Origin of the sequence: Kitasatospora sp. NPDC056181 (assembly GCF_042266225.1) — a bacterium.
Lineage (GTDB): Bacteria > Actinomycetota > Actinomycetes > Streptomycetales > Streptomycetaceae > Kitasatospora.
In genome coordinates this window covers 1-21,775 of sequence record NZ_JBHJUK010000143.1, presented here as the reverse complement: position 1 = coordinate 21,775, position 21,775 = coordinate 1, and the positions used below count along the sequence as shown (strand labels likewise).

Below are 21,775 nucleotides of genomic sequence, written 5' to 3'. Positions count from 1 at the left end.
TCGCCGTTCGGCGGGGTGGCGGGCGGGGTGGCCGGCGGGGTGGGATCGGCCTTGACGGGGTCCGGGATGTTGACGGTGGGCAGCGTCTCCAGGGGGGCGCCGCGCAGGGCCTGGTTCATCGCCATCTGCCAGATCGGTCCCGGGCCGGTGGCGCCGAAGACGCCGTCGCTGCCGTAGTAGGTGTCGCCGATCTTGATGTTCTTCATCTTCACACCGCCGGCCGGGCCGCCGAGCCAGACGGAGGTGGCGAGCTGCGGGGTGTAGCCGCTGAACCAGGCGGCCTTCTTCTCGTCGGTGGTACCGGTCTTACCGGCGATCTGCCGGCCGCCCTCCAGACCGAGGGAGGCACCGGTGCCCTTCTCGGTCACGTTGAGCAGGACGGCGTTGAGGTTGTCCGCGGTGCTCTCGGAGTAGGCCTGGTTGCAGGTCGACTGCGGGACCTTGACGTCCTTGCCGTCCACCGTGGTGATCTTGTTGATGGCGATCGGGGTGCAGTACTTGCCGCGGGCGGCGAAGGTCGCGTAGACGTTCGCCATGGTCAGCGGGGAGAGCTCCAGGGTGCCGAGGACCATCGAGGGCACCTCGACGAACGGGTCGCCCTTGGCGGTCTGGCTGATGCCGAGCTTGTTGGCCATCTGCTTCATGGCGCAGAGGCCGACCTGCGCCTCCATCTGCACGAAGTAGGTGTTGACCGAGCGGGCCATGGCCTCCTTCAGCTCGTAGGGGCCGACCTCGCTCTCCGACTCGTTGCCGACGCTGCGGTCCTTGCCCTTGGCGGTGTTCTTCCAGGTGCCCGAGCACATGGACATCGTGGGGTAGTCGATCCGGTTCTGGGACGGGAACGCCTGGGTGGCGGACATCCCCGACTCCAGCGCGGCCGCGGCCAGCACCGGCTTGAACGTCGAACCGGTCTGGAAGCCGTTGCCGCCGCCCATCGACGCGTCGACGTTGAGGTTGACGACGGTCTGGTTCTTGTTCTGGTCCAGGCCGTACGGGCGGGTCTGGGCCATCGCGAGGATCTTGCCGCTGCCGGGCTCCATCATGGTGGCGGCGGCCGACACCGGGTCGGTCACCTTCACCTTGGTGGTCACGGCGTTCTGCGCGGCGGCCTGCTTGTCCGGGTCGAGGGTGGTGTAGATGTTCAGGCCGCCCTGGTCCCAGAACTTCTTCCGCTCGGCGGTGGTCTTGCCGAAGACCGGGTCCTGCTTGACCACGTGGCGCACGTAGTCGCAGAAGAAGCCCATGCCCGCGTTGGCGGTGATGCAGCCGTTCTGCGGGTCCTTGTACTTCAGGCCCAGCGGGGCGGCCTTGGCCTCCTTGGCCTGGTCCGCGGTGATGTGCTTGTTCTCGACCATCTTGTCGATGACGACGTTGCGGCGCTTGACCGTGTTCTCGGGGTAGCGCACCGGGTCGAACGACGAGGGGTTCTGCACCATGCCGGCCAGGGTGGCGGCCTCGGCGACGGTGAGGTCCTTGTTGCTCTTGCTGAAGTACCGCTGGGAGGCGGCCTCGACCCCGTAGGCCTGGTGGCCGTAGAAGGTGATGTTCAGGTAGTTGGTGAGGATCTGGTCCTTCGTCAGGTCCTCCTCCAGCTTGATCGCGACCTTCAGCTCCTGGATCTTGCGGCCCAGGGTCTTGCGCTGGGCCTCCAGGACGGCGGCCTGGTCGTCGCCGGCCTTCTCCACGTTGACGTTCTTCACGTACTGCTGGGTCAGCGTCGAAGCGCCCTGGGAGGCGGTGCCGCTCTCCGCGTTCTTGCCGACCGCGCGGAGCACGCCCTTGAGGTCGACGGCGCCGTGCTCGTAGAAGCGGGCGTCCTCGATGTCGACCTGTGCCTGCCGCATGAACGGCGACATCTGGTCGGCGGCCAGGACGGTGCGGTCGCGCTCGTAGACCTTGGCGATCAGGCCGCCCTTGGCGTCGAAGATCTGGGTGGCCTGGGTCAGCGGCGGGGTCTTGAAGTCGTCCGGGATGTCCTCGAAGCTCTCCGCCGTGTTCTTGGCGGTCAGCCCGAGCGCGCCGACGGCGGGCAGGGCCATGCCGGCCAGCAGGACTCCGGAGAGCACGCTGACACCCAGGAACTTCACTCCGTGTCCCGCGAAGTCGAGCGGTGACCCGCGGCGCTGGCCGCGCGGAGCTCCGGTGTTGCCTGGGGGCTGGGGTGCCTGGGGGCGCTTCGGTGCCATGGGGAGAACCCTACGTCGCCGATTCCCCTCCATCGGGGCAGGTGTTCGCCTAGGCTTGTCACAAGCTTGCGACAGCTTCGGTGCGTCAGCATCACTCACTCTTGTGAGTGATGAGGTTTGCCCGAATTGCCCCTCTCTGGAGTGTTTTTGAGGCACCTGTCGCCAGCTGTGCCCCTGCTTTTGGTGGCACTCCGTGATCGCTCGCGTGGCGAGAGTGGTCCTCGTTTTCTTGGCAAGGCTTGCGACCTGCAGTCACTCCAACGAGTGAGCTGACCGATACCCATAGTCCAATCGGGTCATTCGAGATTGAGCCCGAAGGGGCTGTTGCAAGCTGTCGTTCTTCCGTAACGTCCTCAACTGGCAACGGTGAATATGCCGTTGCCGCCGTGGGGGAGCCTCGATTCGGGAGAGGACGGCGCCGGCATGGGCTGGGTAGACGACTGGAGTGCGCAGGCCGCCTGCCGCACTAGTGATCCGGACGAACTTTTCGTCCAGGGGGCGGCGCAGAACCGCGCCAAGGCGGTGTGCAGCGGGTGCCCCGTCCGCACGGAGTGCCTGGCGGATGCGCTGGACAACCGGGTGGAGTTCGGGGTCTGGGGTGGAATGACGGAGCGCGAGCGCCGGGCGCTGCTGCGCCGCCGGCCGACGGTGATGTCGTGGCGGCGGCTGCTGGAGACGGCCCGCACCGAGTACGAGGAGTCCCTCGCCACCGGAGTGATACTGACGGACTACGCCCAGGCGGGCTGAACACCCCGTCACCGCACACCGCGGTCCATCACCGCGGACGTGCGCCGCGGATCCACCAGCGTGGATGTGCGCCACGGGTCCGTCACCACGGACATGTGCCGCGGATCCACCGCCACGGACGTGCGCCGCGGGTCCGTCACCGGACCGCGGACCTACACGGCACCGCTCAGGCGGTCGCCGATGGCCCGCAGCCCGTCCAGGTCGTGGACGTCTCCGGGCAGCGCGGCGACCTCGACGATCGGCACGTCCGGGTAGACCGAGACGAAGCGGTCGCGGGTGCGGCGCTCCCGCACCATGATCTGCATCCGCTCCGCGTGCAGCCGCAGCAGTCCGGCCGCGAGCAGCTCGGCCTCCGGGGAGGCGTTCTCCGCGCCGTTCTCCTCCAGTGCCTCGGCCGCCGCCAGCGCGCGCTCCGAGGTGAGCTGGGGGGCGCCCGTCCGGTGCACCCGGTTGAGCACCAGTCCGGCCAGCGGCATCCGGTCGGCGGCCAGGCGGTCGACGAAGTAGGCCGCCTCGCGCAGTGCGTCCCGTTCGGGCGCGGCCACCACCAGGAACGCCGTGCCCGGTGCCTTGAGCAGCTGGTACGTCCGGTCGGCGCGCTCGCGGAAACCGCCGAACATCGAGTCCATCGCGCTGACGAAGGTCTGCACGTCCGTCAGCAGCTGGGCGCCGAAGATCTTGCCCAGGGTGCCGGTGAGCAGGCCCATCCCCGCGTTCAGGAACTTCATCGCGCTGCGTCCGCCGACCTTGGCCGGCGCGGTCAGGATGCGGATCACCTTGCCGTCCAGGAAGGACCCGAGCCGGTTCGGCGCGTCCAGGAAGTCCAGCGCGGACCGGGACGGCGGGGTGTCGACGACGATGAGGTCCCACTCCTCGGCCGCGCGGAGCTGGCCGAGCTTCTCCATCGCCATGTACTCCTGGGTGCCCGCGAAGCCGGCCGAGAGCGACTGGTAGAACGGGTTCTCCATGATCGCCCGGGCCCGTTCGGGCTCGGCGTGGGCCAGCACGACCTCGTCGAAGGTCCGCTTCATGTCAAGCATCATGGCCTGGAGCTCGCCGTCGCCGTTGACGCCCTTGACCACCCGCGGGGTGTTGTCCAGCTCGGTCAGGCCCATCGACTGGGCGAGCCGGCGGGCCGGGTCGATGGTGAGGACCACGACCTTGCGGCCGCGCTCGGCGGCCCGCAGCCCGAGGGCCGCGGCGGTGGTGGTCTTGCCGACGCCGCCCGAGCCGCAGCAGACGATGATCCTGGTCTTCGGGTCGTCGATCAGCTCGTCCACGCCGAGCCCGTGCCCGCTGCCGCGCACCCCGTTGTCGCCGTTGCCCACGCCGCCCCCGCTCACGCCGCCCCCTGACGCTTCAGCTCGCCCGCCAGCCGGTAGAGCCCGCCGAGGTCCACGCCCTCGCCCAGCAGCGGAAGTTCGTAGGTGGGGAGCTTCAGCTGCTGGAGGTCGGCGCGCTGTTCGCGCTCCAGCTCCACCCGCTCGGCGTGCTCCCGGGCCTGTTCGAGAAGCGGGTCGAGCAGTGGTTCCACCGCCGCCCGGACCGTGTCCGGCCTGCGCGAACGCCCGCCGAGGCCCGCCTCGCCGAGGGCCAGCGCGACCTCCTCGCGGTGGTCCCCGTCGACGGCGGCCACGGCGGCCGCGTCCAGGACCGGAGGCCGGACCATGTTCACCAGCACCCCGCCCACCGGGAGGGCGGCCTCGCGCAGCTCGGCGAAGCCGTCGACGGTCTCCTGCACCGGCATCTCCTCCAGCAGGGTGACCAGGTGCACCGCGGTCTCCGGCGACCTCAGCACCCGCATCACGGCCTGCGCCTGGGTGTGGATCGGCCCGATCCGGGCCAGCCCGGCCACCTCGGAGTTCACGTTCAGGAAGCGGGTGAGCCGGCCGGTCGGCGGCGCGTCCATCACCACCGCGTCGTACGTGCGCCGCCCGTCCGGGCCCTTGCGCCGGGCCGCCTCGCAGGCCTTGCCGGTGAGCAGGACGTCCCGGACGCCGGGCGCGACGGTGGTGGCGAAGTCGACGAAGCCGACCTTCTGCAGTGCCTTGCCGGCCCGGCCGAGCTTGTAGAACATGTCGAGGTACTCGAGCAGCGCCTGCTCGGTGTCGATGGCCAGGGCGAAGACCTCGCCGCCGGCGGCCTCGTCCTCCGCGGGCAGCCCCAGCTGGGCGCGCGAGACCGACGCGATCCGCCGCTCCTCGTACGGCAGCGCGGCGATCCCGAACAGCTCGGCGATGCCCTGGCGGCCCTCCACCTCGATCAGCAGGGTCCGCTTGCCCTCGGCGGCGAGGGCCAGTGCCAGCGCTGCCGCGAGGGTGGTCTTCCCGGTGCCGCCCTTTCCGCTGACCACGTGCAGCCGGACGCCCTCCCAGTCGGGATCGCGCCGGGCCGCCTGGCCGGGGGTGCGTGCCACGCTCCGTCTCCGTCCGTCTCCGAGGGCCGAGGGCCGAGCGCCGCCGCGGGCCGGCGCCACTCGGGCGCCATCCCGCAGGTGCCCTCCCGCGAGAGTAACCAGGGACCGCGCCGGATGCCGGGAGCATCAGGGGGGCCAGGCCTGAATCATGCCCGGTTTGTGGGCCACCTCACACGCGCGTCCGCGGGCCGCACGGCTCGCGGGGGCCGCTCGTCTAGAGTCTGGCCATGACCAAGTGGGAATACATGACGGCGCCGCTGCTCGTGCACGCGACCAAGCAGATTCTGGACAACTTCGGCGAGGACGGCTGGGAGCTCGTCCAGGTCGTGCCCGGCCCGAACCCGGAGCAGCTGGTGGCCTACTTCAAGCGGGAGAAGAACGCATGAGCAAGGTCGAGGAGAAGCTCGCCGAGCTGGGCCTGACCCTGCCGCCGGTGGCCGCACCGGTCGCCGCCTACGTGCCGGCCCTGCGCTCGGGCGAGTTCGTCTTCACCTCCGGCCAGCTGCCGATGGTGGGCGGCAAGCTGCCGAGCACCGGCAAGGTCGGCGCCGAGGTCACCCCGGAGGAGGCCAAGCAGCTCGCGCAGACCTGCGCGCTGAACGCGCTGGCCGCCATCAAGTCGGTGATCGGCGACCTGGACCAGATCGAGCGCGTCGTGAAGGTGGTCGGGTTCGTCGCCTCCGCCGCCGACTTCACCGGGCAGCCGGGCGTCATCAACGGCGCCAGCGAGCTGCTCGGCCAGGTGCTGGGCGAGGCCGGCGTGCACGCCCGCAGCGCGGTCGGCGTCGCGGTGCTGCCGCTGGACGCGCCGGTCGAGATCGAGCTCCAGGTCCGGGTCAAGGCCGGGGCCTGACCACCGGGCACCGTCCGGACAGATCACGAGGCGGGGTTGGGCCTGTCCAACCCCGCCTCCGTGCGCTTAGCATCCGGGCATGGACCATCGAGCAACGACGCTCCCGATGCCGCCGGGCTGGCCTGCCCGGATCCGGGCGGTCGAATCCGGCGAGCTGACCCCGCCGGTTCCCCGGCCCGCCGCCACCGTGGTGCTGCTGCGGGACGCGGCCGCCGGGCCGGAGGCCTACCTGCTGCGACGGCGGACCTCGATGGCCTTCGCCGCCGGCATGTACGCCTACCCGGGCGGCGGGGTGGACCCGCGCGACGCCGAGGCCGAGATCGGCTGGGCCGGCCCGGGCCCACAGGAGTGGGCCGAGCGGCTCGGCGTGGACGCCCGGACCGCGCAGGCGGTGGTCTGCGCGGCCGTCCGCGAGACCTTCGAGGAGGCCGGCGTGCTGCTGGCCGGCCCGGACGCCGCCAGTACGGCCGAGCCCCGGGACTGGAGCGCCGAGCGCGCCGCCCTGGAGGCCCACGAACTCTCCTTCGCCGACTTCCTCCGCAAGCACGACCTGCTGCTCCGCAGTGACCTGCTGGCCTGCTGGGCCCGCTGGGTCACCCCCGAGTTCGAGGAGCGCCGGTACGACACCTGGTTCTTCGTCGCGGCCCTGCCGCCGGGCCAGCGCGCCGCGCTGGAGGTCGGCGAGGCCGACCGGGTCGCCTGGCTGCCCCCGGCCGAGGCGGTCCGCGGCCACGAGGAGGGCCGGTTCGGCATGCTGCCGCCCACCGTCACGGTGCTGCGCGAGCTGCTGCCGGTGAGCGGCGCCGCCGAGGCCCTCGACGCGGCCGCGGGCCGGTCGCTGGACCCGGTCCTCGGCCGGGCCGAGGTCCGGGGCGACCGGATGACGGTCCGCTGGCCGGGGTACGAGGAACTCACCATCGACGGGGACTTTCCCGCCGACGGCTGATTTCCGTGGACCGCTGATGTCCGTAGGACCGCTGGTACCCGCAGACCACCGGTGTCCCCGGACCGCAGACGCCGGCGGACCGCCGACGTCCCGGGAGCACCGAAACCCACAGACCACCGAAACCCACAGACCACCGGAGTTCCGGAAACCTACCGAGGAAGGACCGACGCCCGATGACCCACAACGACGTGGCTCGCCGGACGGCGCGCTCGATGCCCGCCCGCAGCCTGACCACCCGCACCCTCCCCGGTGACGGCGACTCCGTCCCCTTCCCGGAGGTGGTGCAGCGCGCCCTCGTCCGGGCCGTTCCGTCGCGTCTGTTGCACCGGGTCAGCGAGGGCGGCCGGTGAGCGGACTCCTCCCGGGTGACCCCGCCGCCGCCATCGGCGGCGAGGCCACCCCCCGGGCACTCTGCGTGCTGGCGCCGAACCCGTCCCCGATGACGCTGGACGGCACCAACACCTGGCTGCTCTCCGAGCCCGGCTCCGACCTCGCGGTGGTCGTCGACCCGGGCCCGCTCCACGAGGGTCACCTGCGCCGGGTGATCGAGACCGCCGAGCAGCAGGGCAAGCGCATCGCGCTCACCCTGCTCACCCACGGCCACGCCGACCACTCCGAGGGCGCCGCCCGGTTCGCCGAGCTCACCGGGACGGAGGTCCGTGCCCTGGACCCGGCGTACCGGCTCGGCTCCGAGGGGCTGACCAACGGGCAGCGGCTGGACGTCGGCGGCCTCGACCTGCGGGTGGTCGCCACCCCCGGGCACACCTCGGACTCGCTGACCTTCCACCTGCCGGCCGACGGCGCGATCCTGACCGGTGACACCGTCCTGGGACGCGGCACCACGATGGTCGCCCACCCCGACGGCCGCCTCGGCGACTACCTGGACTCGCTGCGCCACCTGCACACGATGGCCTCCGAGCACGGCGTACGCACCGTGCTGCCCGGCCACGGGCCGGTGCTCGCGGACGCGCTCGGCGCCGTCGACTACTACCTCGCGCACCGGGCCGGCCGGCTCGCCCAGGTGGAGACGGCGGTCGAGGCCGGCCTGCGGACGGCGCCCGAGGTGGTGGCCCGGGTCTACGCGGACGTGGACCGCTCGCTCTGGCCGGCCGCCGAGCTGTCGGTCCTGGCCCAGCTGCAGTACCTGGAGGAGCACGGGCTGATCTGACCCGGTCCGGCCCGGTCCGACCCAGTCCACGCTGGCCCGACCTGCCCGACCTGGTCCGGCCCGGTCAAAGCTGGCCCGATCTGCCTGACCTGGCCCGACCCGGTCCGTCCGGACGGCACACCGGCAAGCGCGAGGGCCCGTACACCCATCGGTGTACGGGCCCTCGGCGTGAGCGTGCCCGGGTGGGCGCGCCCGGACGGTCAGCGCGAGCGGCGGGAGAGGCGCTCGACGTCCATCAGGACCACCGCGCGGGCCTCCAGCTTCAGCCAGCCGCGGCCGGCGAAGTCGGCGAGCGCCTTGTTGACCGTCTCGCGGGAGGCGCCGACCAGCTGGGCCAGCTCCTCCTGGGTGAGGTCGTGGGCGACGTGGATGCCCTCCTCGGACTGCACGCCGAAGCGGCGGGAGAGGTCCAGCAGGGCCTTGGCGACGCGCCCGGGCACGTCGGAGAAGACCAGGTCGGACATCACGTCGTTGGTCCGGCGGAGCCGGCGGGCGATGGCGCGCAGCAGCGCGATCGAGACCTCGGGGCGGGCGTGCAGCCAGGGCTGGAGGTCACCGTGGCCGAGGCCGAGCAGCTTGACCTCGGTCAGCGCGCTCGCGGTGGCGGTGCGCGGGCCCGGGTCGAACAGCGACAGCTCGCCGATCATCTCGCTGGGGCCGAGGACGGCGAGCATGTTCTCGCGGCCGTCCGGCGAGGCGCGGTGCAGCTTCACCTTGCCCTCGGCGACGACGTACAGCCGGTCGCCCGGGTCGCCCTCGTGGAACAGCGACTCACCGCGGGCGAGGGTGACCTCGGTCATGGAAGCGCGCAGCTCGCCGGCCTGTTCGTCGTCGAGTGCCGCGAAGAGTGCGGCGCGCCGCAGAACGTCGTCCACGTGCTTCCTCCTTCTCGGCCGTCCGGCTGTCAAGCCCGTCGGCGCAAGTTCGTACAGTGCTCTGCATCACCAAGCATGGCGCATGTCGCTCCGATCATATGAGGAGGGGGTGCGCCGAGGTGCGCTGCGCGGGGCCATTCGTACCGCCGGTCCGGCCCGCGGAACACGCCGGCGGGCCTGTCGGCACAGGGCGGTGAGGTGCTGGTCCGCCCGCTGCGGCGCCGGCCGCCGTGCCCTTCGGCGTCGTGGGGGCGCGGCCGAGGATTCGGTCTCAGCTGAATCGATGGAGTCGGTGCCGGTCCCGGGCGCAGGATTCAGGTCGTCGGCAGCCCGATGCAAGACGGCACGACCGCCCGAGAGCCCGACCGCACGAAAGACGGTGACCCCGCATGTCCACTGACACCCGCACCACGACGTCGCCCGCGTCCAGCATGACGCTCGCGTTGTCCGCGTTGTCCGCGTCGTCCGCGTCGTCCGCGTCGCTCGCGCCGCTCCGGGAGCGGGCGCTGCGGTTGCGGGCGTTGGTGGCGGACGGGGTGCCCGGCGGGGTGCTCGTCCTGCCGAACGCCTGGGACGCCGGCAGCGCCGCCGTCATCGCCTCGGCCGGTGCGGCCGCGATCGCCTCCACCAGCGGCGGCGTCTCCTGGTCGCTCGGCCGCGGCGACGGCCAGCAGCTCGGCCGGCCGGAGGCGGTCGAAGCGGCCCGCCGGATCGCCGCCGCCGTCGACCTGCCGGTGACCGTCGACGCCGAGGGCGGTTACGGCCCGTGGCCCGCCGATGTCGCGGACACCGTCCGGGCGCTGATCGGCGCGGGCGCGGTCGGCGTGAACCTGGAGGACTCGACCGCCCCCGGCGGCCCGCTCTTCCCGGTGGCCGAGCAGGCGGCCCGGCTGGGCGCCGCCCGGGAGGCCGCCGCCGGGGCGGGGCTTCCGGAGCTGGTGGTGAACGCCCGGACGGACGTCTTCCTGTTCGGGATCGGCCCGGCCGAGGGCCGGCTCGACGACGTGCTGGCCCGTGCGGCGGCGTACGCGGAGGCCGGGGCTGACGGCCTCTTCGTCCCCGGGATGCTCGACCTCGACGCGCTCGCCCGGCTCTGCGCCGCGTCCCCGCTGCCGGTGAACGCGATGGCGGTCCCCGGCGGTCCGGCCGTGGCCGAACTCGCCGCCGCCGGGGTGCGGCGGATCAGCGTCGGCACCGGCCTGGCCCAGGTCGCGTACACCGCGGCCCGCCGGGCCGCCGCCGAGCTGCTCGGCGCGGGCACCCTGACGGAGCTGGACGGCGCGCTGGGCTTTGGCGAACTGGACGCGCTGTACCGGCGCTGAGCCGGACGCCCTCGACGGGGGTGTGCCCCGGCGCCCCCGGGGGAGGCGCCGGGGCACACCCGGCTGCCTCGGTCAGCACTCGCCCGGCTCCGGCAGGGCGGCCGGCCCGGCCGACCCGTCGGCCGCGGCGAGCGGTCCGAACTGGCGCCGCACCGCCCGCCGGGCGCGCTCACCGGCGGCCCCGTCCCGGTGGAGCCGGCGGGCGTGGTCGAGGGCCGACGCCGGCCCCGGTCGGCCCCAAGACCACCTGAGCTACTCCTGCTCGGGCGCCTCGGCCAGGCGTCGGAGCAGGGCGCTCAGCGCCCGGCTGTCCAGCCCCGCGGTCGGCCCGCCCGGCCCGCCGCCCGGCCCGCCACCCGGCCCCTTGCCCGGGCGGTCCGCCGGGCCATCCGGCTGTTCCGCGGGCCGGAAGAAGGCCGCGTCCACCCGCTCCACCTCGACGATGGCGGCCTGCGCGAGTTCCGCCCCGCGCGGGGTGATCCGCAGTCGGCGCGCGCGGGTGTCCTGCGGGTCCGTCTCACGGTCCAGAAGGCCCTTGGCCTCCAGCTTCCGCACCAGTTGCGAGGTCATCTTCACGTCGGTCCCGGCCTGCCGGGCCAGCGCCTGCTGATTGGGCACCGCGCCCTGCTCGTTGAGCCACCAGGCACAGGAGAGCAGGACGAACTGCGCATGCGTCAGGTCGAACGGCGCCAGGGCCGCCGCGATCCGCCGCTGCCAGCGCAGCGTCGCGTGCCAGAGCCAGAAGCCCGGACTGTAGTCCGGTCCGTCGATGCCCCCGGCACCCACGGCGTCCTCGGCACCCACGGCGTCCTCGGCGCCCACCGCGTCCCCGGTGGGTCCGGCGTCCCCGGTGCGTCCGGTGCCCTCGACGCCCCCGTCGCTCCTCCGCCCGTCCGTCGCGCCGCTCATGCGCCGGTCCCGGTGTCCCCGGCGGCGTACGCGAACAGGGCGGCCATCGCCTCGGGGAAGTCCTCCGTGATGGCGGGGCCCAGCTCCGGAGCGATCTCGTCGGCGGCCGGGCCCGAGATCTCCAGCCGGTGCACCACCCGCGTGCCGCCGCCCGCGAGCGGACTCAGCGCGTGGCTGAAGCGCAGCTCGACCCCGCCGAACTCGGTCCGGTCGGCGTACAGCGCGTTCTCCTCGATCGCCGTGATCACCGAGACGATCGGCTCCTGCCCCTTCGGCGTCATCGAAACCCTGCTCCCCACCTCGAAGGGCCCGAGCAGCGACACGACCTCCATCGAGCCGTCCCAGCGCGCCCAGCCGTCGAGGTCCCGCAGGACCGCCCAGACCGCCTCCGGCGCCGATGCCGTCTCACCCGTGTACTCGTGGCTCCACATGGTCCGCATCCCCTCGTCCCGAGCCCGCCCCCTCGGCAGTTGCTCTACGCGCAGACTATCGTCGCGACGACTAATTCCACAAGGGGTCGAGGCCCGAGCAACAACCCGAGGAACAACCCCGAGGAACAAGCCGAGGAACATCCATCGGCGGCCGCTTGCGACGACGCGCGTGCCGCCTTGCCGGGGGCACGCCGCCGAGCAGCGGCGGAACGGCCCGGCGGCGCACCTCGCCGCCACCGCGAAAGCTGGGGGGATAACCCCACCGCCTCCGGGCCTGCTGCCCCGACCGTGTGTCCACCGGCTACCACCGTGGCCCGATGGATCTTCGATGAGCAGGCTGAACGCGTACGCATTTCCGAGCAAAGGGAACGTTCCGTGTTCAGCCTGAAGCCGTCTCGTCGCCGTACTGCCCGCACCGCCGCCGTCGGTGCTCTCGCTGTCGCCGCCTGCGCCACCCTCATGGCGGGCAGTGCCGGTGCGATCGTCAACGGTGGCGACTCCACCGAGAGCTACCCGTTCATGGCGACGATCCCCGAGTCGGCCCCCACCCTCGGTCTGCTGGACGGCAACTGCGGGGCGTCGCTGATCGACCGGCAGTGGGTGCTGACGGCGGCACACTGCGTCACGGGCGAGGGCCTTGAGCTGGAGGGGATCGTTCGCGTCGGCAGCGACCAGCGGAAGACCGGGGGCACCGTCCGGAAGATCGACCGGACCTTCGTCCACCCCGGCTACCTGAGCGGCGAGTCGAAGGCCGCCAACAAGGACGACCTCGCGCTGGTCCGCCTCGACCGACCGGTCACCGAGCAGCCCGTCAGGATCGCCGAGCAGGCGGGGCAGCCGGGCGCCCCGACCCGGCTCCTCGGCTTCGGCACCACCGCCGACGGCCAGTTCAAGTTCCCGGACCGGCTCCAGGAGCTGAACACCCGCCTGGGTGCCGAGTCGGAGTGCGCACCCGGCTACGCGGGCCCGACCAGGCTGTGCACGATCAGCTCCAAGCCCAAGGCCATGGCGTGCTTCGGGGACTCCGGCGGCCCGCAGCTCCAGAAGGGCCGGGACGAACGGTGGGAGCTCGTCGGGGTCACCTCGGGCCCCGGGGCCCCGAAGGTGCCGTGCTCCGCAGGACCGGGGCTCTACACCAGCGCGCCCGCCTACGCGGACTGGATCCAGAGCACCATGAAGACCAACAGCGCCCAGGCGCCCGCGGAAGGCGGCTCCGACCTCGCCGAGACCGGCACGGACGGCAGCGTTGCCGCGCTCGCCGGCGTGGCCGCGGTGCTGGTCCTCGCCGGTGGCGGCACCACTGTCGCGCTGCGCCGCAGGAAGGCCCACCGCTCTGCCTGACGTGCCGTCCGGACCGGCGCCGGCGAGTGCCCGGTGCCGGTGTCGTCGCGGCCTGCGTGCAGCCGGGAGGACCCCCGTCGGACAGCCGGCGGGGGTCGGACGGGGGTCGGACGGGGTGCGGACGGGGGTGCGGAAGGCGCTCGTCCATCGGTCGTGAAGTGCCCCCGGCCGTCGACCGGGCGGCGTAGCCTTCGGGCATGGCAGAGAGCAAGGTCCGGAAGGCGGCCGCGCCGAGGGCGAAGTCCGCGCCGAAGGCGGAGTCCGCACCGAAGGCAGAGTCCGCGCCGAAGGCGAAGTCCGCGGTGAAGCCGAGGAAGCCGGAGTCGCACCTGGCGATGGTGCGGCGGGCACGGAAGATCAACCGGGAGCTGGCGGAGCTGTATCCGTACGCGCACCCGGAGCTGGATTTCGACAACCCGTTCGAGCTGCTGGTGGCCACCGTGCTGTCGGCGCAGACCACCGACCTGCGGGTGAACCAGACGACGCCCGCCCTGTTCGCGAAGTACCCGACGCCGGAGGACCTGGCGGCGGCGGTGCCGGAGGAGCTGGAGGAGATCATCCGGCCGACCGGGTTCTTCCGGGCCAAGGCGAAGTCGCTGATCGGCCTCTCGATCGCCCTGCGGGACGACTTCGGTGGCGAGGTCCCCGGCCGGCTGGCGGACCTGGTCACGCTCCCGGGCGTCGGCCGGAAGACCGCCAACGTGGTGCTGGGCAACGCGTTCGGGGTCCCGGGGATCACCGTGGACACCCACTTCGGCCGGCTGGCGCGGCGGTTCGGGTGGACGGCGGAGGAGGACCCGGAGAAGGTCGAGGCGGCCGTCGCGGAGATCTTCCCGAAGTCGGAGTGGACGATGCTCTCCCACCGGGTGGTCTTCCACGGCCGGCGGATCTGCCACTCCCGCAAGCCGGCCTGTGGTGCCTGCCCGATCGCGCCGCTCTGCCCGTCGTACGGCGAGGGTGAGATGGACCCGGAGAAGGCGAAGAAGCTGCTCAAGTACGAGATGGGCGGACAGCCGGGCCAGCGGCTGCGGCCGCCCGCCGACTTCCCGGGCGAGGCGGCGGCGCGGGCCGACGCCGCCGCGCACCAGGGGCAGGTCGCGGACCTGGCGGTGGCCCGGTGACCGCGGGGATCGAGCGGGAGGGCCTGCCGGGGTGGCTGGAGCCGGTCCGGGACGCCGCCGAGCGGGTGCTGCCCGAGCAGCTGAGCCGCTTCCTGCCGCCCGCCGAGGGCGGACGCGCCGCCGCCGTCCTGGTGCTCTTCGGCGAGGGTGAGGGCGGGCCGGACCTGCTGCTCATCGAGCGGGCCCGTTCGCTGCGCTCGCACGCCGGCCAGCCGTCCTTCCCCGGTGGCGCACTGGACCCGGAGGACGGGGACCCGGCGGGGCCCGGCCCGGTCGCGGCCGCGCTGCGCGAGGCGTGGGAGGAGACCGGCCTGGACCCGTCCGGGGTGCAGGTCTTCGCCGCCCTGCCCGCCCTCTACATCCCGGTCAGCCGCTTCGTGGTGACCCCGGTGCTGGGCTGGTGGCGCACGGAGTCGCCGGTCAGGCCGGTGGACGCGGGCGAGACCGGCGCGGTGTTCCGGGTGCCGATCGCCGAGCTGACCGACCCGGCCAACCGGGTCCGGCTGCGCCACCCCTCCGGCCACCTCGGCCCGGCCTTCGCGGTCGCCGGCCGGCTGGTCTGGGGGTTCACCGCCGGGGTGATCGACCGGGTGCTGCACCACAGCGGCCTGGAGCTGCCCTGGGACACCTCGCGGACGGTCGACCTGTCCGACGATGCGATCGAGCTGGTGCAGGGCGACCTCGACCGCTCCCGTGCGCTGCTGGGCGGCGACGTCAGGAAGACGTGACCGGCCTGCGGTCCCGCGGTCCGCAGGCCGGGCCTTGGGGCGGTCCTGGGGCCGGGCCGTGTGGCGGTCCGCGCGGCCGTCCGCACGGGTCCCGGGGCCGTCCTTACGGCTTCCGTCCCCGCGGTCCGTACAGTTGTTCTCACGGCTACTGGAACGGTCGACCGCACGGCTCCCGGCACGGCCGCCCGGCCGGCCGTGGGAGGGTGTCGGGGTGAACGTCCTGGATCTGCTGCTGATCGCCGCCGCCGTGGGATTCGCCGTGTCGGGCTACCGGCAGGGCTTCGTGGTCGGCGTCATGTCGGTCCTCGGCTTCCTCGGCGGCGGCCTGATCGCCGTCCAACTGCTCCCGCTGCTGCTCGACCACCTCAGCCCCGGCACCACCGCCTCGGTGATCGCCGTGGTGGTGGTCATCGTGCTCGCGGCGATCGGCCAGGCGGTCACCACCCACTTCGGCTGGAAGCTGCGCGGTCACATCGACCGGCGTCCGGCCAAGGCGCTGGACGCGGCCGGCGGTGCGGTGGTCAACGTGATCTCGATGCTGCTGGTGGCCTGGCTGATCGGGTCGGCGCTCGCCGGGACGTCCCTGCCGACCGTCTCCAAGCAGGTCCGCTCCTCGGCCGTGCTCGGCGGCGTCCAGGACGCCCTGCCGTCGGACGCGCCCAACTGGTTCTCCGACTTCTCCAAGGTGCTCGCCCGCAACGGCTTCCCGCAGGTCTTCAACCCCTTCGAGCACGAGCCGATCACCCAGGTCGACACCCCCGACCCGGCGCTGGCCGCCAGTCCGGCGGTGGCCAGGGCCAAGCAGAGCCTGGTCAAGGTGGTCGGCACCGCCCCCTCCTGCGGCAAGACCCTGGAGGGCAGCGGTTTCGTCTACGCCCCGCACCGGGTGATGACCAACGCCCACGTGGTCGGCGGCGTCGACGAGCCCACCGTGCAGATCGGCGGCACCGGCCAGCTGTACGACGCGACCGTCGTCCGCTACGACTGGCAGCGCGACATCGCGATCCTGGACGTGCCCAAGCTCAACGCGCCCCCGCTCACCTTCGCGGGCGAGGCGAAGACCAACGACAGCGCGATCGTGGCGGGCTTCCCCGAGAACGGCTCGTTCAACGTCCAGCCGGCCCGTATCCGCGGCCGGATCCAGGCCAACGGCCCGGACATCTACCACCGCGGCCAGGTGGTCCGCGACGTCTACTCGGTGCGCTCGCTGGTCCGCCAGGGCAACAGCGGCGGCCCGCTGCTCACCCCGGACGGCCAGGTGTTCGGCGTGGTCTTCGCCAAGTCGCTCGACAGCGTGGACACCGGGTACGTGCTGACCGCCGCCGAGGTGCGCGAGGACGCGGCCCAGGGCAGTACGGCGACCGGCAGGGTGGACACCCAGGGCTGCGCGCTCTGAGACGCGCGGGCGCACTCCGGCGCCCGCCAGGGGCGTGCAGCGGCTCTGGTGACGTCCGCGTCCGTGTCCGCGTTTCCCGACCCGCCCACGGCGCTGTGCGCGGGCGCCGCGCCGCTGTCGGACCCCGACCACCACGACGGACGATCGCCGACTCCCTCGGCTCCCGTCTCCGGGCTCCTCTGTCGCGTTGCGGCGTGGATCTCCGGGGCCACGCCGGGCCGGCTGCCGTACGCGGCGGCGTCGGGCATGCCGACGCACCTGCGGGGCGACAGCCTGACCGGGCGGGGCGCTGACCGGGGTCGGCACTGACCGAGCAGGGCACTGGCCGAGCAGGGAACTGGCCGTGAAGGGGGCACTGACCGAGCAGGGTGCACCGCTGTTCTGGCCGCACCAGGAGCGCTACGAGGTGGTGCTGATCAAGCGCGGTGGCGACGAGGTCGGGACCAGGGCGTTGGTGCCGATCGTGTCGGCGGCCGCCTTCGTGCTGCTCTGGTTCACAGCGGTGCCGCCGACGGTGGTCAACCGTCCTGTTTCAGGGGCCGACCTGCCGCCGGGGGCGCGCGGCGCGGGGCCTCAGGTCTCGCGCCGCAGCCGTGCGCCCACCCAGCGGGCGCGGCGGCCGAGGATGTGTGGGATGCCGAGCTGGCGCTGCGCCGAGCGCTGACGGCGGTCCACGCCGTCGTATCCGAGGTCGTCCGCCCAGTCGGGGCGGTGTCCGGACCTCTGCGAGCTGTTGTGGCGTCGGCCGCGTGGAGCGCTGTCGCGATCGGGCATCCAGGTCATACCGCAATGGATGCCCCTGGGCCGGTCGGCGTAACCGCCTGCACAGGGGCCAACTTGTCCTATGCGTTTGTCATATGAGCGCAACATCAGGGGAGTTGGGACCCCGGGCCCTGGGCAGGACGCGTTCCGCACTCATCCCGTCGGCGGCGGAGCCCGCCCCCGAGGGTCCCCTGCCGGCGGGCCGCGGATGGTCGGTTCCCCCGGGGTCGGCCTCCGGGCGACCGGCCACCTGGACACCGGCCACCTTGGCACCCACACCTGGACACCGGCCACGCGGGCACGGACACCTGGACACCGGCCACCCGGACACCGGCCGACCAGGGCCTCAGTCCTTGTGCCGGCCGATCCAGTCCAGCAGCTCGGAGGTGAACTCCTCCGGTGCCTCCTCGTGCGGGAAGTGCCCGATCCCGGGAAGCAGCCGCCAGCGGTACGGCGCGGCCACGTACTCGCCACCGCCGAGCGCGGTGTGCGACAGCAGCACCGGGTCCGCGGCGCCCTGGACGTGCAGGGTGGGCGCGGTGATCGGCTTCTTCATCCGTCGGGCGAACTGGATGCCGTCCGGGCGCGCCATCGACCGCAGCAGCCAGCGGTAGGGCTCGATCGAGCAGTGCGCGGTGCTGGGGATCTGGATCGCCTGCCGGTACGCGGCCACCGCCGACCGGTCCAGCTGGTTGCGGCCGGTCCAGGCGTCCAGGTAGCGGCCGACCAGTTCGCCGTCGTCGGCCACCAGGCGGCGCTCCGGTATCCACGGCCGCTGGAAGCCCAGCACGTGGTCGAAGGCGGCCATCTGGCGGCGGTCGGTCAGCAGTGCCCGGCGCAGGTCGCGCGGGTGCGCGGCGGACACCACGGTGAGGCTCTGGATCACCGACGGCCGCATCACCGCCGCCACCCAGGACAGCGTGCCGCCGGAGGCGTGGCCGACCAGGTGGGCCCGGCGTTCGCCGAGCGAGCGGATCACGCCGGTGATGTCCAGGGCGAGGTTGCCCGGGTCGTACCCGCGAGGGGTCCGGTCGCTGCCGCCGACGCCCCGGAGGTCGACCGCGACGGCCCGGTAGCCGGCCTCGGCGAGCGCGGTCAGCTGGTGGCGCCAGGCCCACCAGTACTCCGGCCAGCCGTGCACCAGCAGGACCAGCGGGCCCTTGCCCAGCTCGGCGATGTGGAACCGGGCGCCGTTGGCCGCGAGGTCGCGGTGCGTCCAGGGGCCCGCCTGCCGGACGTCCCAGGCGTGACCGGGCACGGACGCCGCGGTGCCGTCGTCGGCGACCGCGGTCACGCCGTCGGCGGCCTCGTCAACGGCGCCCTGGCCGCCCGTGCGGTCGGGGCCGGAGTCGGCGGACGGCTGCGCGGACGCGGGCTTCTGGTCAAGCGGCATACCGAGAGCGTGTCACATCCCTACGCCGGACACGCGCCCGGCACTCGTTCTCGGTGCGTCAGACCACGGGCGGGGCTGCCGTCCGTCCTGCTGCCGCCCTGCCGCCTCCCCGCCGGCGCCCTGCTCCCGGCGTACGGGCGGGCCCACGGGTGGGCGGGCGTACGGGCGGGGCGCAGGGACGGGCCGCCGGGCGGCGGGCCTACGAGAGACGGGCCGCCGGGGCACCGGGCTTACGGGATGCGGCCCAGGGCCCGGTCGATCTCCTCCTGGGTGGCGGGGCGCGGGCGGGCGTTCTTCAGCACGTCGGCGGTCTTCTGGGCGCCCTCGATGGTGCGGCGCGGCTTCTCGATCCGCTTGAACGAGCGCCAGGCCATCAGCCCGAGCAGTACCGCGAGCAGCAGGTAGGCACCGGCCACGATGAGGAAGGACCAGCCGAGCGAGACGCCCAGCGCGTGGATGCCGAAGGCCGCCGCGGCGCTCAGCATCGGGACGGAGGCCAGCGCCACCACACCGGCGACCATCAGCGAGACACCGCCGGAGACGCCGCGCTTGACGTCCGCCCGCAGCTCGGCCTTGGCGAGCGCGATCTCGTCGTGGACGAGTGCGGACAGGTCGGCGGTGGCCGCCGCGAACAGCTGCCCGACCGAACGCTCGCCCTCGTAGGGCGCCCGGCCGTTGCTGGACGGGTCTGCGGCTCCTGCGGGCATCAGCTGTTCTCCTCTGCGGCTGTGCGGCGTGACGCCGCCGTGCGGTGCGGTTCCGGGGGCCGGAGGGGGTCCGGAGGCGTCAGTGGACTGTCGACAGCTCAGAATCATGCCCCCAGCGGTCAGTCGCACACCACTCCGGGGCCCTGCCGGAGGGACGTGTCCCCCGTGCCAGCCCTGCTGAGGCCGTTGCGGTGGCCATTGCCGTGACCCCTGCGGCTTGCCTTGGGCGGTGTTGCCCTGGGTGGCGCTTCCCCCGGGGAGGGGACTTCCCCCGGACCGGGGCGGGCGTCTCAGCGGTGAGGGGTCGGTCCGGACGCGGCGCCGTCCTCGGGGCCGTCCTCCGCCGGATGCGGATGGTTGGCCAGCTTCGCCATCCGTGCCCGCCAGGCCGGATCGTCCTGCTGGTAGACGTCGGGGATGCCGTCGCCGTCGAGGTCGCGGTCCTCCTCCTCGCACAGCTCGCGGTAGTGCCGGTTGCGCAGCTTCAGCAGCACGGTGGCGACGACGGCGCAGAGCAGCGAGCCCACCAGGACGGCCGCCTTGGAGCGGTCGGCCAGCGCCGGATCGTCCGCGAAGGCCAGCTCGCTGATCAGCAGCGAGACGGTGAAGCCGATGCCGGCCAGCACCGAGAGGGCGAACATGTCGGCCCATTTGAGCTGCGGGTTCAGCTCGGCGCGGGTGAAGCGGGCGGTCAGCCAGGTGCCGCCGAAGATGCCGACGGTCTTGCCGACCAGCAGCCCCAGGATGATCCCGAGCGGGGTGGCCTGGGTGAACACCTCGCCCAGGGCCGGTCCGCTGATCGTCACCCCGGCGGCGAACAGGGCGAAGACGGGGACGGCGAACCCGGCGGAGATCGGACGGACCAGGTGCTCGATGTGCTCGCCGGGGGACTGCTCCTCGTCGCCCTCCCGGTGGCAGCGGAGCATCAGCCCCATCGCGACGCCGGCCACCGTGGCGTGCACGCCGCTCTCGTGCATCAGTGCCCAGTTCACGAAGGCCAGCGGGACGAAGAGGTACCAGCCGTGCACGCCGCGCCGGTGCAGGAACCAGAACAGCACCAGGCCGGCCACGGCCAGCCCGAGCGCCCAGAACTTGATGCCGGAGCTGTAGAAGATCGCGATGATCAGGATCGCGATGAGGTCGTCCACCACGGCGAGGGTGAGCAGGAAGGCCCGTAGGGGGGAGGGCAGGTGGCTGCCGACCACGGCCAGCACGCCGAGCGCGAAGGCGATGTCCGTGGCGGTCGGGATGGCCCAGCCGCTCGGGTGTCCGCCGGGGCCGGAGTTGGCCAGGGCGAACAGGATCGCCGGCAGTGCGACGCCGCAGGCCGCGGCTATGACGGGTAGCAGCGCGGCGCTGGGGCTGCGCAGCTCGCCCGCCACGAACTCGCGCTTGAGCTCGATGCCGGCCACGAAGAAGAAGATCGTCAGCAGGCCGTCGTTGGCCCAGGTCTCCAGGCTGAGGTGCAGGTGCAGCGGGCCGGACGGCCCGACGGTGTAGTCGAGGACGGTCTCGTACGCGTGCGGCCAGACGTTTGCCCAGATCAGCGCCACCATCGCAGCGGCGAGCAGCAGGATGCCGCCGACCGTCTCGGTGCGCAGGGCGTCGGTGATGTACGTGCGCTCGGGGAAGGACAGCCTGCCGAGGAGCTGGCGGCGTCGGGTCGTCGGCTCGTTGACGGGCGGCTGGCTGGCCACGCGTGACCTCCTGGGGCGGGGAACGGTGTACGGATGCACCTGTGGTGCAGTGCCGACCAGACTTCCCGGCGCGCCCTGTGACGCAGCGGATTCCGTGGGGGATCCGGGAGGTGTTCCCTGGATGCTTCCGGCGGAGATCTTGATGCGTCTTTGACAGTCTAGCCGGAAGTGCAGGGAGGAGTCCGTATTGTCATATTTCAGGACTCAAGGCCTGACGGCCTGCTCTGCTGCCGCGCGCGGTGTCCGACGGTGGCCGATGGCACCCGGATGGAGTCGGCCGAATGCAGACGGTCGAGTGCAGACCGGTGAACGCCTCCCTGTCGTCGATCGCAGGTGCTGCCCCGTCCGGGTGGCGCGATTCCGCCTTCCCGGCGCCGTACCGTCGAGGCGCAGCCATGTACCGGGGGCACGACGACGCCCGGGTCGCCCCTCCCAACCCTTCCTCCTGCCCGCCCGGCGGCGCAGCCCGTCCGCGGAGCGGCCCGGGTCCGAAGCGTCCGCGCCCGCCGGCGGGGCAGCCCGGTCGAGCGCGACCGATGAACGGTCCAGTCACCCGTCTGTCTGCCGCGGACATTGCTGGGGCCGCGGACGAGGCGGTCGTCGTTGGGGCCGCGGAGGCCGGGCGAGGTTCGGCGTCGGACGGGTAGGCCGGCCGGCGCCTGCCATTTCCGGCGGGAGGGGGTACGCCAACGGCGGTGCACCGGGTGGTTGTGGCCGCCGCGTGCACCTCCTTCGCCGGTGGGGTGTCCAACCACGGGCACACCGCCCGCGAGCTGG

At 73.1% G+C, this 21,775-nt stretch carries 21 protein-coding genes; 12 read left to right on the top strand and 9 right to left on the bottom strand.

What is annotated here, in order from left to right:
• On the bottom strand, positions 1–2,186 hold a 2,186-nt coding region (locus ACFC1F_RS35530; RefSeq protein WP_376164707.1), incomplete at its 3' end, for a transglycosylase domain-containing protein.
• A gap of 423 nt (positions 2,187–2,609) precedes the next feature.
• On the opposite strand from ACFC1F_RS35530, the gene ACFC1F_RS35525 reads away from it, so the two are divergent.
• Positions 2,610–2,933, top strand: a complete 324-nt coding sequence (locus tag ACFC1F_RS35525; RefSeq protein WP_033333275.1) for a WhiB family transcriptional regulator — start codon at positions 2,610–2,612, stop codon at positions 2,931–2,933.
• 152 nt (positions 2,934–3,085) lie between these two features.
• Here the strand turns inward: ACFC1F_RS35525 and ACFC1F_RS35520 are convergent, their stop codons facing one another.
• Together ACFC1F_RS35520 and ACFC1F_RS35515 are read right to left on the bottom strand one after the other, a co-directional pair.
• Positions 3,086–4,276 (bottom strand): ArsA family ATPase, encoded by a 1,191-nt coding sequence (locus ACFC1F_RS35520; protein ID WP_376164704.1) that lies wholly within the window; start codon positions 4,274–4,276, stop codon positions 3,086–3,088.
• Positions 4,273–5,349: an ArsA-related P-loop ATPase gene (locus ACFC1F_RS35515; RefSeq protein WP_209417332.1), complete on the bottom strand. Its 1,077-nt coding sequence runs from the start codon at positions 5,347–5,349 to the stop codon at positions 4,273–4,275. Before ACFC1F_RS35515 ends, ACFC1F_RS35520 begins: the two co-directional genes overlap by 4 nt.
• Positions 5,350–5,576: 227 nt before the next feature.
• On the opposite strand from ACFC1F_RS35515, the gene ACFC1F_RS35510 reads away from it, so the two are divergent.
• The 5 genes from ACFC1F_RS35510 (at position 5,577) to ACFC1F_RS35490 (ending at position 8,316) form a co-directional block, all read left to right on the top strand.
• Positions 5,577–5,735: a DUF4177 domain-containing protein gene (locus ACFC1F_RS35510; protein ID WP_094743074.1), complete on the top strand. Its 159-nt coding sequence runs from the start codon at positions 5,577–5,579 to the stop codon at positions 5,733–5,735.
• A complete protein-coding gene (locus ACFC1F_RS35505) occupies positions 5,732–6,202 on the top strand; it encodes a RidA family protein (RefSeq protein WP_209417333.1) in 471 nt (156 codons plus the stop codon). Before ACFC1F_RS35510 ends, ACFC1F_RS35505 begins: the two co-directional genes overlap by 4 nt.
• A gap of 79 nt (positions 6,203–6,281) precedes the next feature.
• Complete coding sequence (locus ACFC1F_RS35500) at positions 6,282–7,148, top strand: NUDIX hydrolase (RefSeq protein ID WP_376164701.1); 867 nt, start codon at positions 6,282–6,284, stop codon at positions 7,146–7,148.
• 173 nt (positions 7,149–7,321) lie between these two features.
• The gene (locus tag ACFC1F_RS35495) at positions 7,322–7,498 is read left to right on the top strand and encodes a hypothetical protein (RefSeq protein ID WP_209417334.1); all 177 of its coding nucleotides are present in this window, start codon (positions 7,322–7,324) and stop codon (positions 7,496–7,498) included.
• Entirely contained in the window at positions 7,495–8,316 is an 822-nt protein-coding gene (locus ACFC1F_RS35490; RefSeq protein ID WP_307853533.1) for an MBL fold metallo-hydrolase, read from the top strand. Before ACFC1F_RS35495 ends, ACFC1F_RS35490 begins: the two co-directional genes overlap by 4 nt.
• 200 nt (positions 8,317–8,516) lie before the next feature.
• Here the strand turns inward: ACFC1F_RS35490 and ACFC1F_RS35485 are convergent, their stop codons facing one another.
• Positions 8,517–9,191 carry a Crp/Fnr family transcriptional regulator gene (locus ACFC1F_RS35485; RefSeq protein WP_030240972.1) on the bottom strand — a complete coding sequence of 225 codons (675 nt, stop codon included), beginning with the start codon at positions 9,189–9,191 and terminating at the stop codon, positions 8,517–8,519.
• A gap of 389 nt (positions 9,192–9,580) precedes the next feature.
• Between ACFC1F_RS35485 and ACFC1F_RS35480 the strand changes: the two genes are divergently transcribed.
• On the top strand, positions 9,581–10,513 hold the full coding sequence (locus tag ACFC1F_RS35480; RefSeq protein WP_376164698.1) for an isocitrate lyase/phosphoenolpyruvate mutase family protein: 933 nt from the start codon (positions 9,581–9,583) through the stop codon (positions 10,511–10,513).
• A gap of 252 nt (positions 10,514–10,765) precedes the next feature.
• On the opposite strand, the gene ACFC1F_RS35475 is transcribed toward ACFC1F_RS35480, so the two are convergent.
• Positions 10,766–11,422, bottom strand: coding sequence for a MarR family winged helix-turn-helix transcriptional regulator (locus tag ACFC1F_RS35475; protein ID WP_376164696.1), 657 nt, complete (start codon positions 11,420–11,422; stop codon positions 10,766–10,768).
• Positions 11,419–11,853: an SRPBCC family protein gene (locus ACFC1F_RS35470; RefSeq protein WP_376164694.1), complete on the bottom strand. Its 435-nt coding sequence runs from the start codon at positions 11,851–11,853 to the stop codon at positions 11,419–11,421. Before ACFC1F_RS35470 ends, ACFC1F_RS35475 begins: the two co-directional genes overlap by 4 nt.
• A 375-nt stretch (positions 11,854–12,228) precedes the next feature.
• Between ACFC1F_RS35470 and ACFC1F_RS35465 the strand changes: the two genes are divergently transcribed.
• The 5 genes from ACFC1F_RS35465 to ACFC1F_RS35445 all read left to right on the top strand — a co-directional run bounded on the left by ACFC1F_RS35465 (position 12,229) and on the right by ACFC1F_RS35445 (position 17,103).
• Positions 12,229–13,194, top strand: coding sequence for a trypsin-like serine protease (locus tag ACFC1F_RS35465; protein WP_376164692.1), 966 nt, complete (start codon positions 12,229–12,231; stop codon positions 13,192–13,194).
• A 197-nt stretch (positions 13,195–13,391) separates the two neighbouring features.
• Positions 13,392–14,315 carry an endonuclease III gene (nth, locus tag ACFC1F_RS35460; protein WP_376164690.1) on the top strand — a complete coding sequence of 308 codons (924 nt, stop codon included), beginning with the start codon at positions 13,392–13,394 and terminating at the stop codon, positions 14,313–14,315.
• A complete protein-coding gene (locus tag ACFC1F_RS35455; protein WP_376164688.1) occupies positions 14,312–15,043 on the top strand; it encodes an NUDIX hydrolase in 732 nt (243 codons plus the stop codon). Before nth ends, ACFC1F_RS35455 begins: the two co-directional genes overlap by 4 nt.
• 211 nt (positions 15,044–15,254) lie before the next feature.
• A complete protein-coding gene (locus ACFC1F_RS35450; RefSeq protein WP_148644074.1) occupies positions 15,255–16,439 on the top strand; it encodes a MarP family serine protease in 1,185 nt (394 codons plus the stop codon).
• Between the two features lie 343 nt (positions 16,440–16,782).
• Positions 16,783–17,103, top strand: a complete 321-nt coding sequence (locus ACFC1F_RS35445) for a hypothetical protein (protein ID WP_376164686.1) — start codon at positions 16,783–16,785, stop codon at positions 17,101–17,103.
• Positions 17,104–17,547: 444 nt separating this feature from the next.
• On the opposite strand, the gene ACFC1F_RS35440 is transcribed toward ACFC1F_RS35445, so the two are convergent.
• The 3 genes from ACFC1F_RS35440 to nhaA form a co-directional block, all read right to left on the bottom strand.
• Positions 17,548–18,594: an alpha/beta fold hydrolase gene (locus ACFC1F_RS35440; RefSeq protein ID WP_376164684.1), complete on the bottom strand. Its 1,047-nt coding sequence runs from the start codon at positions 18,592–18,594 to the stop codon at positions 17,548–17,550.
• Between the two features lie 230 nt (positions 18,595–18,824).
• A complete protein-coding gene (locus tag ACFC1F_RS35435; protein WP_376164682.1) occupies positions 18,825–19,301 on the bottom strand; it encodes a phage holin family protein in 477 nt (158 codons plus the stop codon).
• A gap of 290 nt (positions 19,302–19,591) precedes the next feature.
• Positions 19,592–20,998 carry a Na+/H+ antiporter NhaA gene (nhaA, locus tag ACFC1F_RS35430; RefSeq protein WP_376164680.1) on the bottom strand — a complete coding sequence of 469 codons (1,407 nt, stop codon included), beginning with the start codon at positions 20,996–20,998 and terminating at the stop codon, positions 19,592–19,594.
• Positions 20,999–21,775: the final 777 nt, after the last annotated feature.

What these genes read in the sequence shown, in the direction of transcription:
- ACFC1F_RS35525 (WP_033333275.1), top strand. Translation starts at nt 2,610, where the DNA reads ATGGGCTGGGTAGACGACTGGAGTGCGCAGGCCGCCTGCCGCACTAGT.
- ACFC1F_RS35510 (WP_094743074.1), top strand. Translation starts at nt 5,577, where the DNA reads ATGACCAAGTGGGAATACATGACGGCGCCGCTGCTCGTGCACGCGACC.
- ACFC1F_RS35505 (WP_209417333.1), top strand. Translation starts at nt 5,732, where the DNA reads ATGAGCAAGGTCGAGGAGAAGCTCGCCGAGCTGGGCCTGACCCTGCCG.
- ACFC1F_RS35500 (WP_376164701.1), top strand. Translation starts at nt 6,282, where the DNA reads ATGGACCATCGAGCAACGACGCTCCCGATGCCGCCGGGCTGGCCTGCC.
- ACFC1F_RS35495 (WP_209417334.1), top strand. Translation starts at nt 7,322, where the DNA reads ATGACCCACAACGACGTGGCTCGCCGGACGGCGCGCTCGATGCCCGCC.
- ACFC1F_RS35480 (WP_376164698.1), top strand. Translation starts at nt 9,581, where the DNA reads ATGTCCACTGACACCCGCACCACGACGTCGCCCGCGTCCAGCATGACG.
- ACFC1F_RS35475 (WP_376164696.1), bottom strand. Translation starts at nt 11,422, where the DNA reads ATGAGCGGCGCGACGGACGGGCGGAGGAGCGACGGGGGCGTCGAGGGC.
- ACFC1F_RS35470 (WP_376164694.1), bottom strand. Translation starts at nt 11,853, where the DNA reads ATGTGGAGCCACGAGTACACGGGTGAGACGGCATCGGCGCCGGAGGCG.
- nth (WP_376164690.1), top strand. Translation starts at nt 13,392, where the DNA reads ATGGCAGAGAGCAAGGTCCGGAAGGCGGCCGCGCCGAGGGCGAAGTCC.
- ACFC1F_RS35440 (WP_376164684.1), bottom strand. Translation starts at nt 18,594, where the DNA reads ATGCCGCTTGACCAGAAGCCCGCGTCCGCGCAGCCGTCCGCCGACTCC.
- ACFC1F_RS35435 (WP_376164682.1), bottom strand. Translation starts at nt 19,301, where the DNA reads ATGCCCGCAGGAGCCGCAGACCCGTCCAGCAACGGCCGGGCGCCCTAC.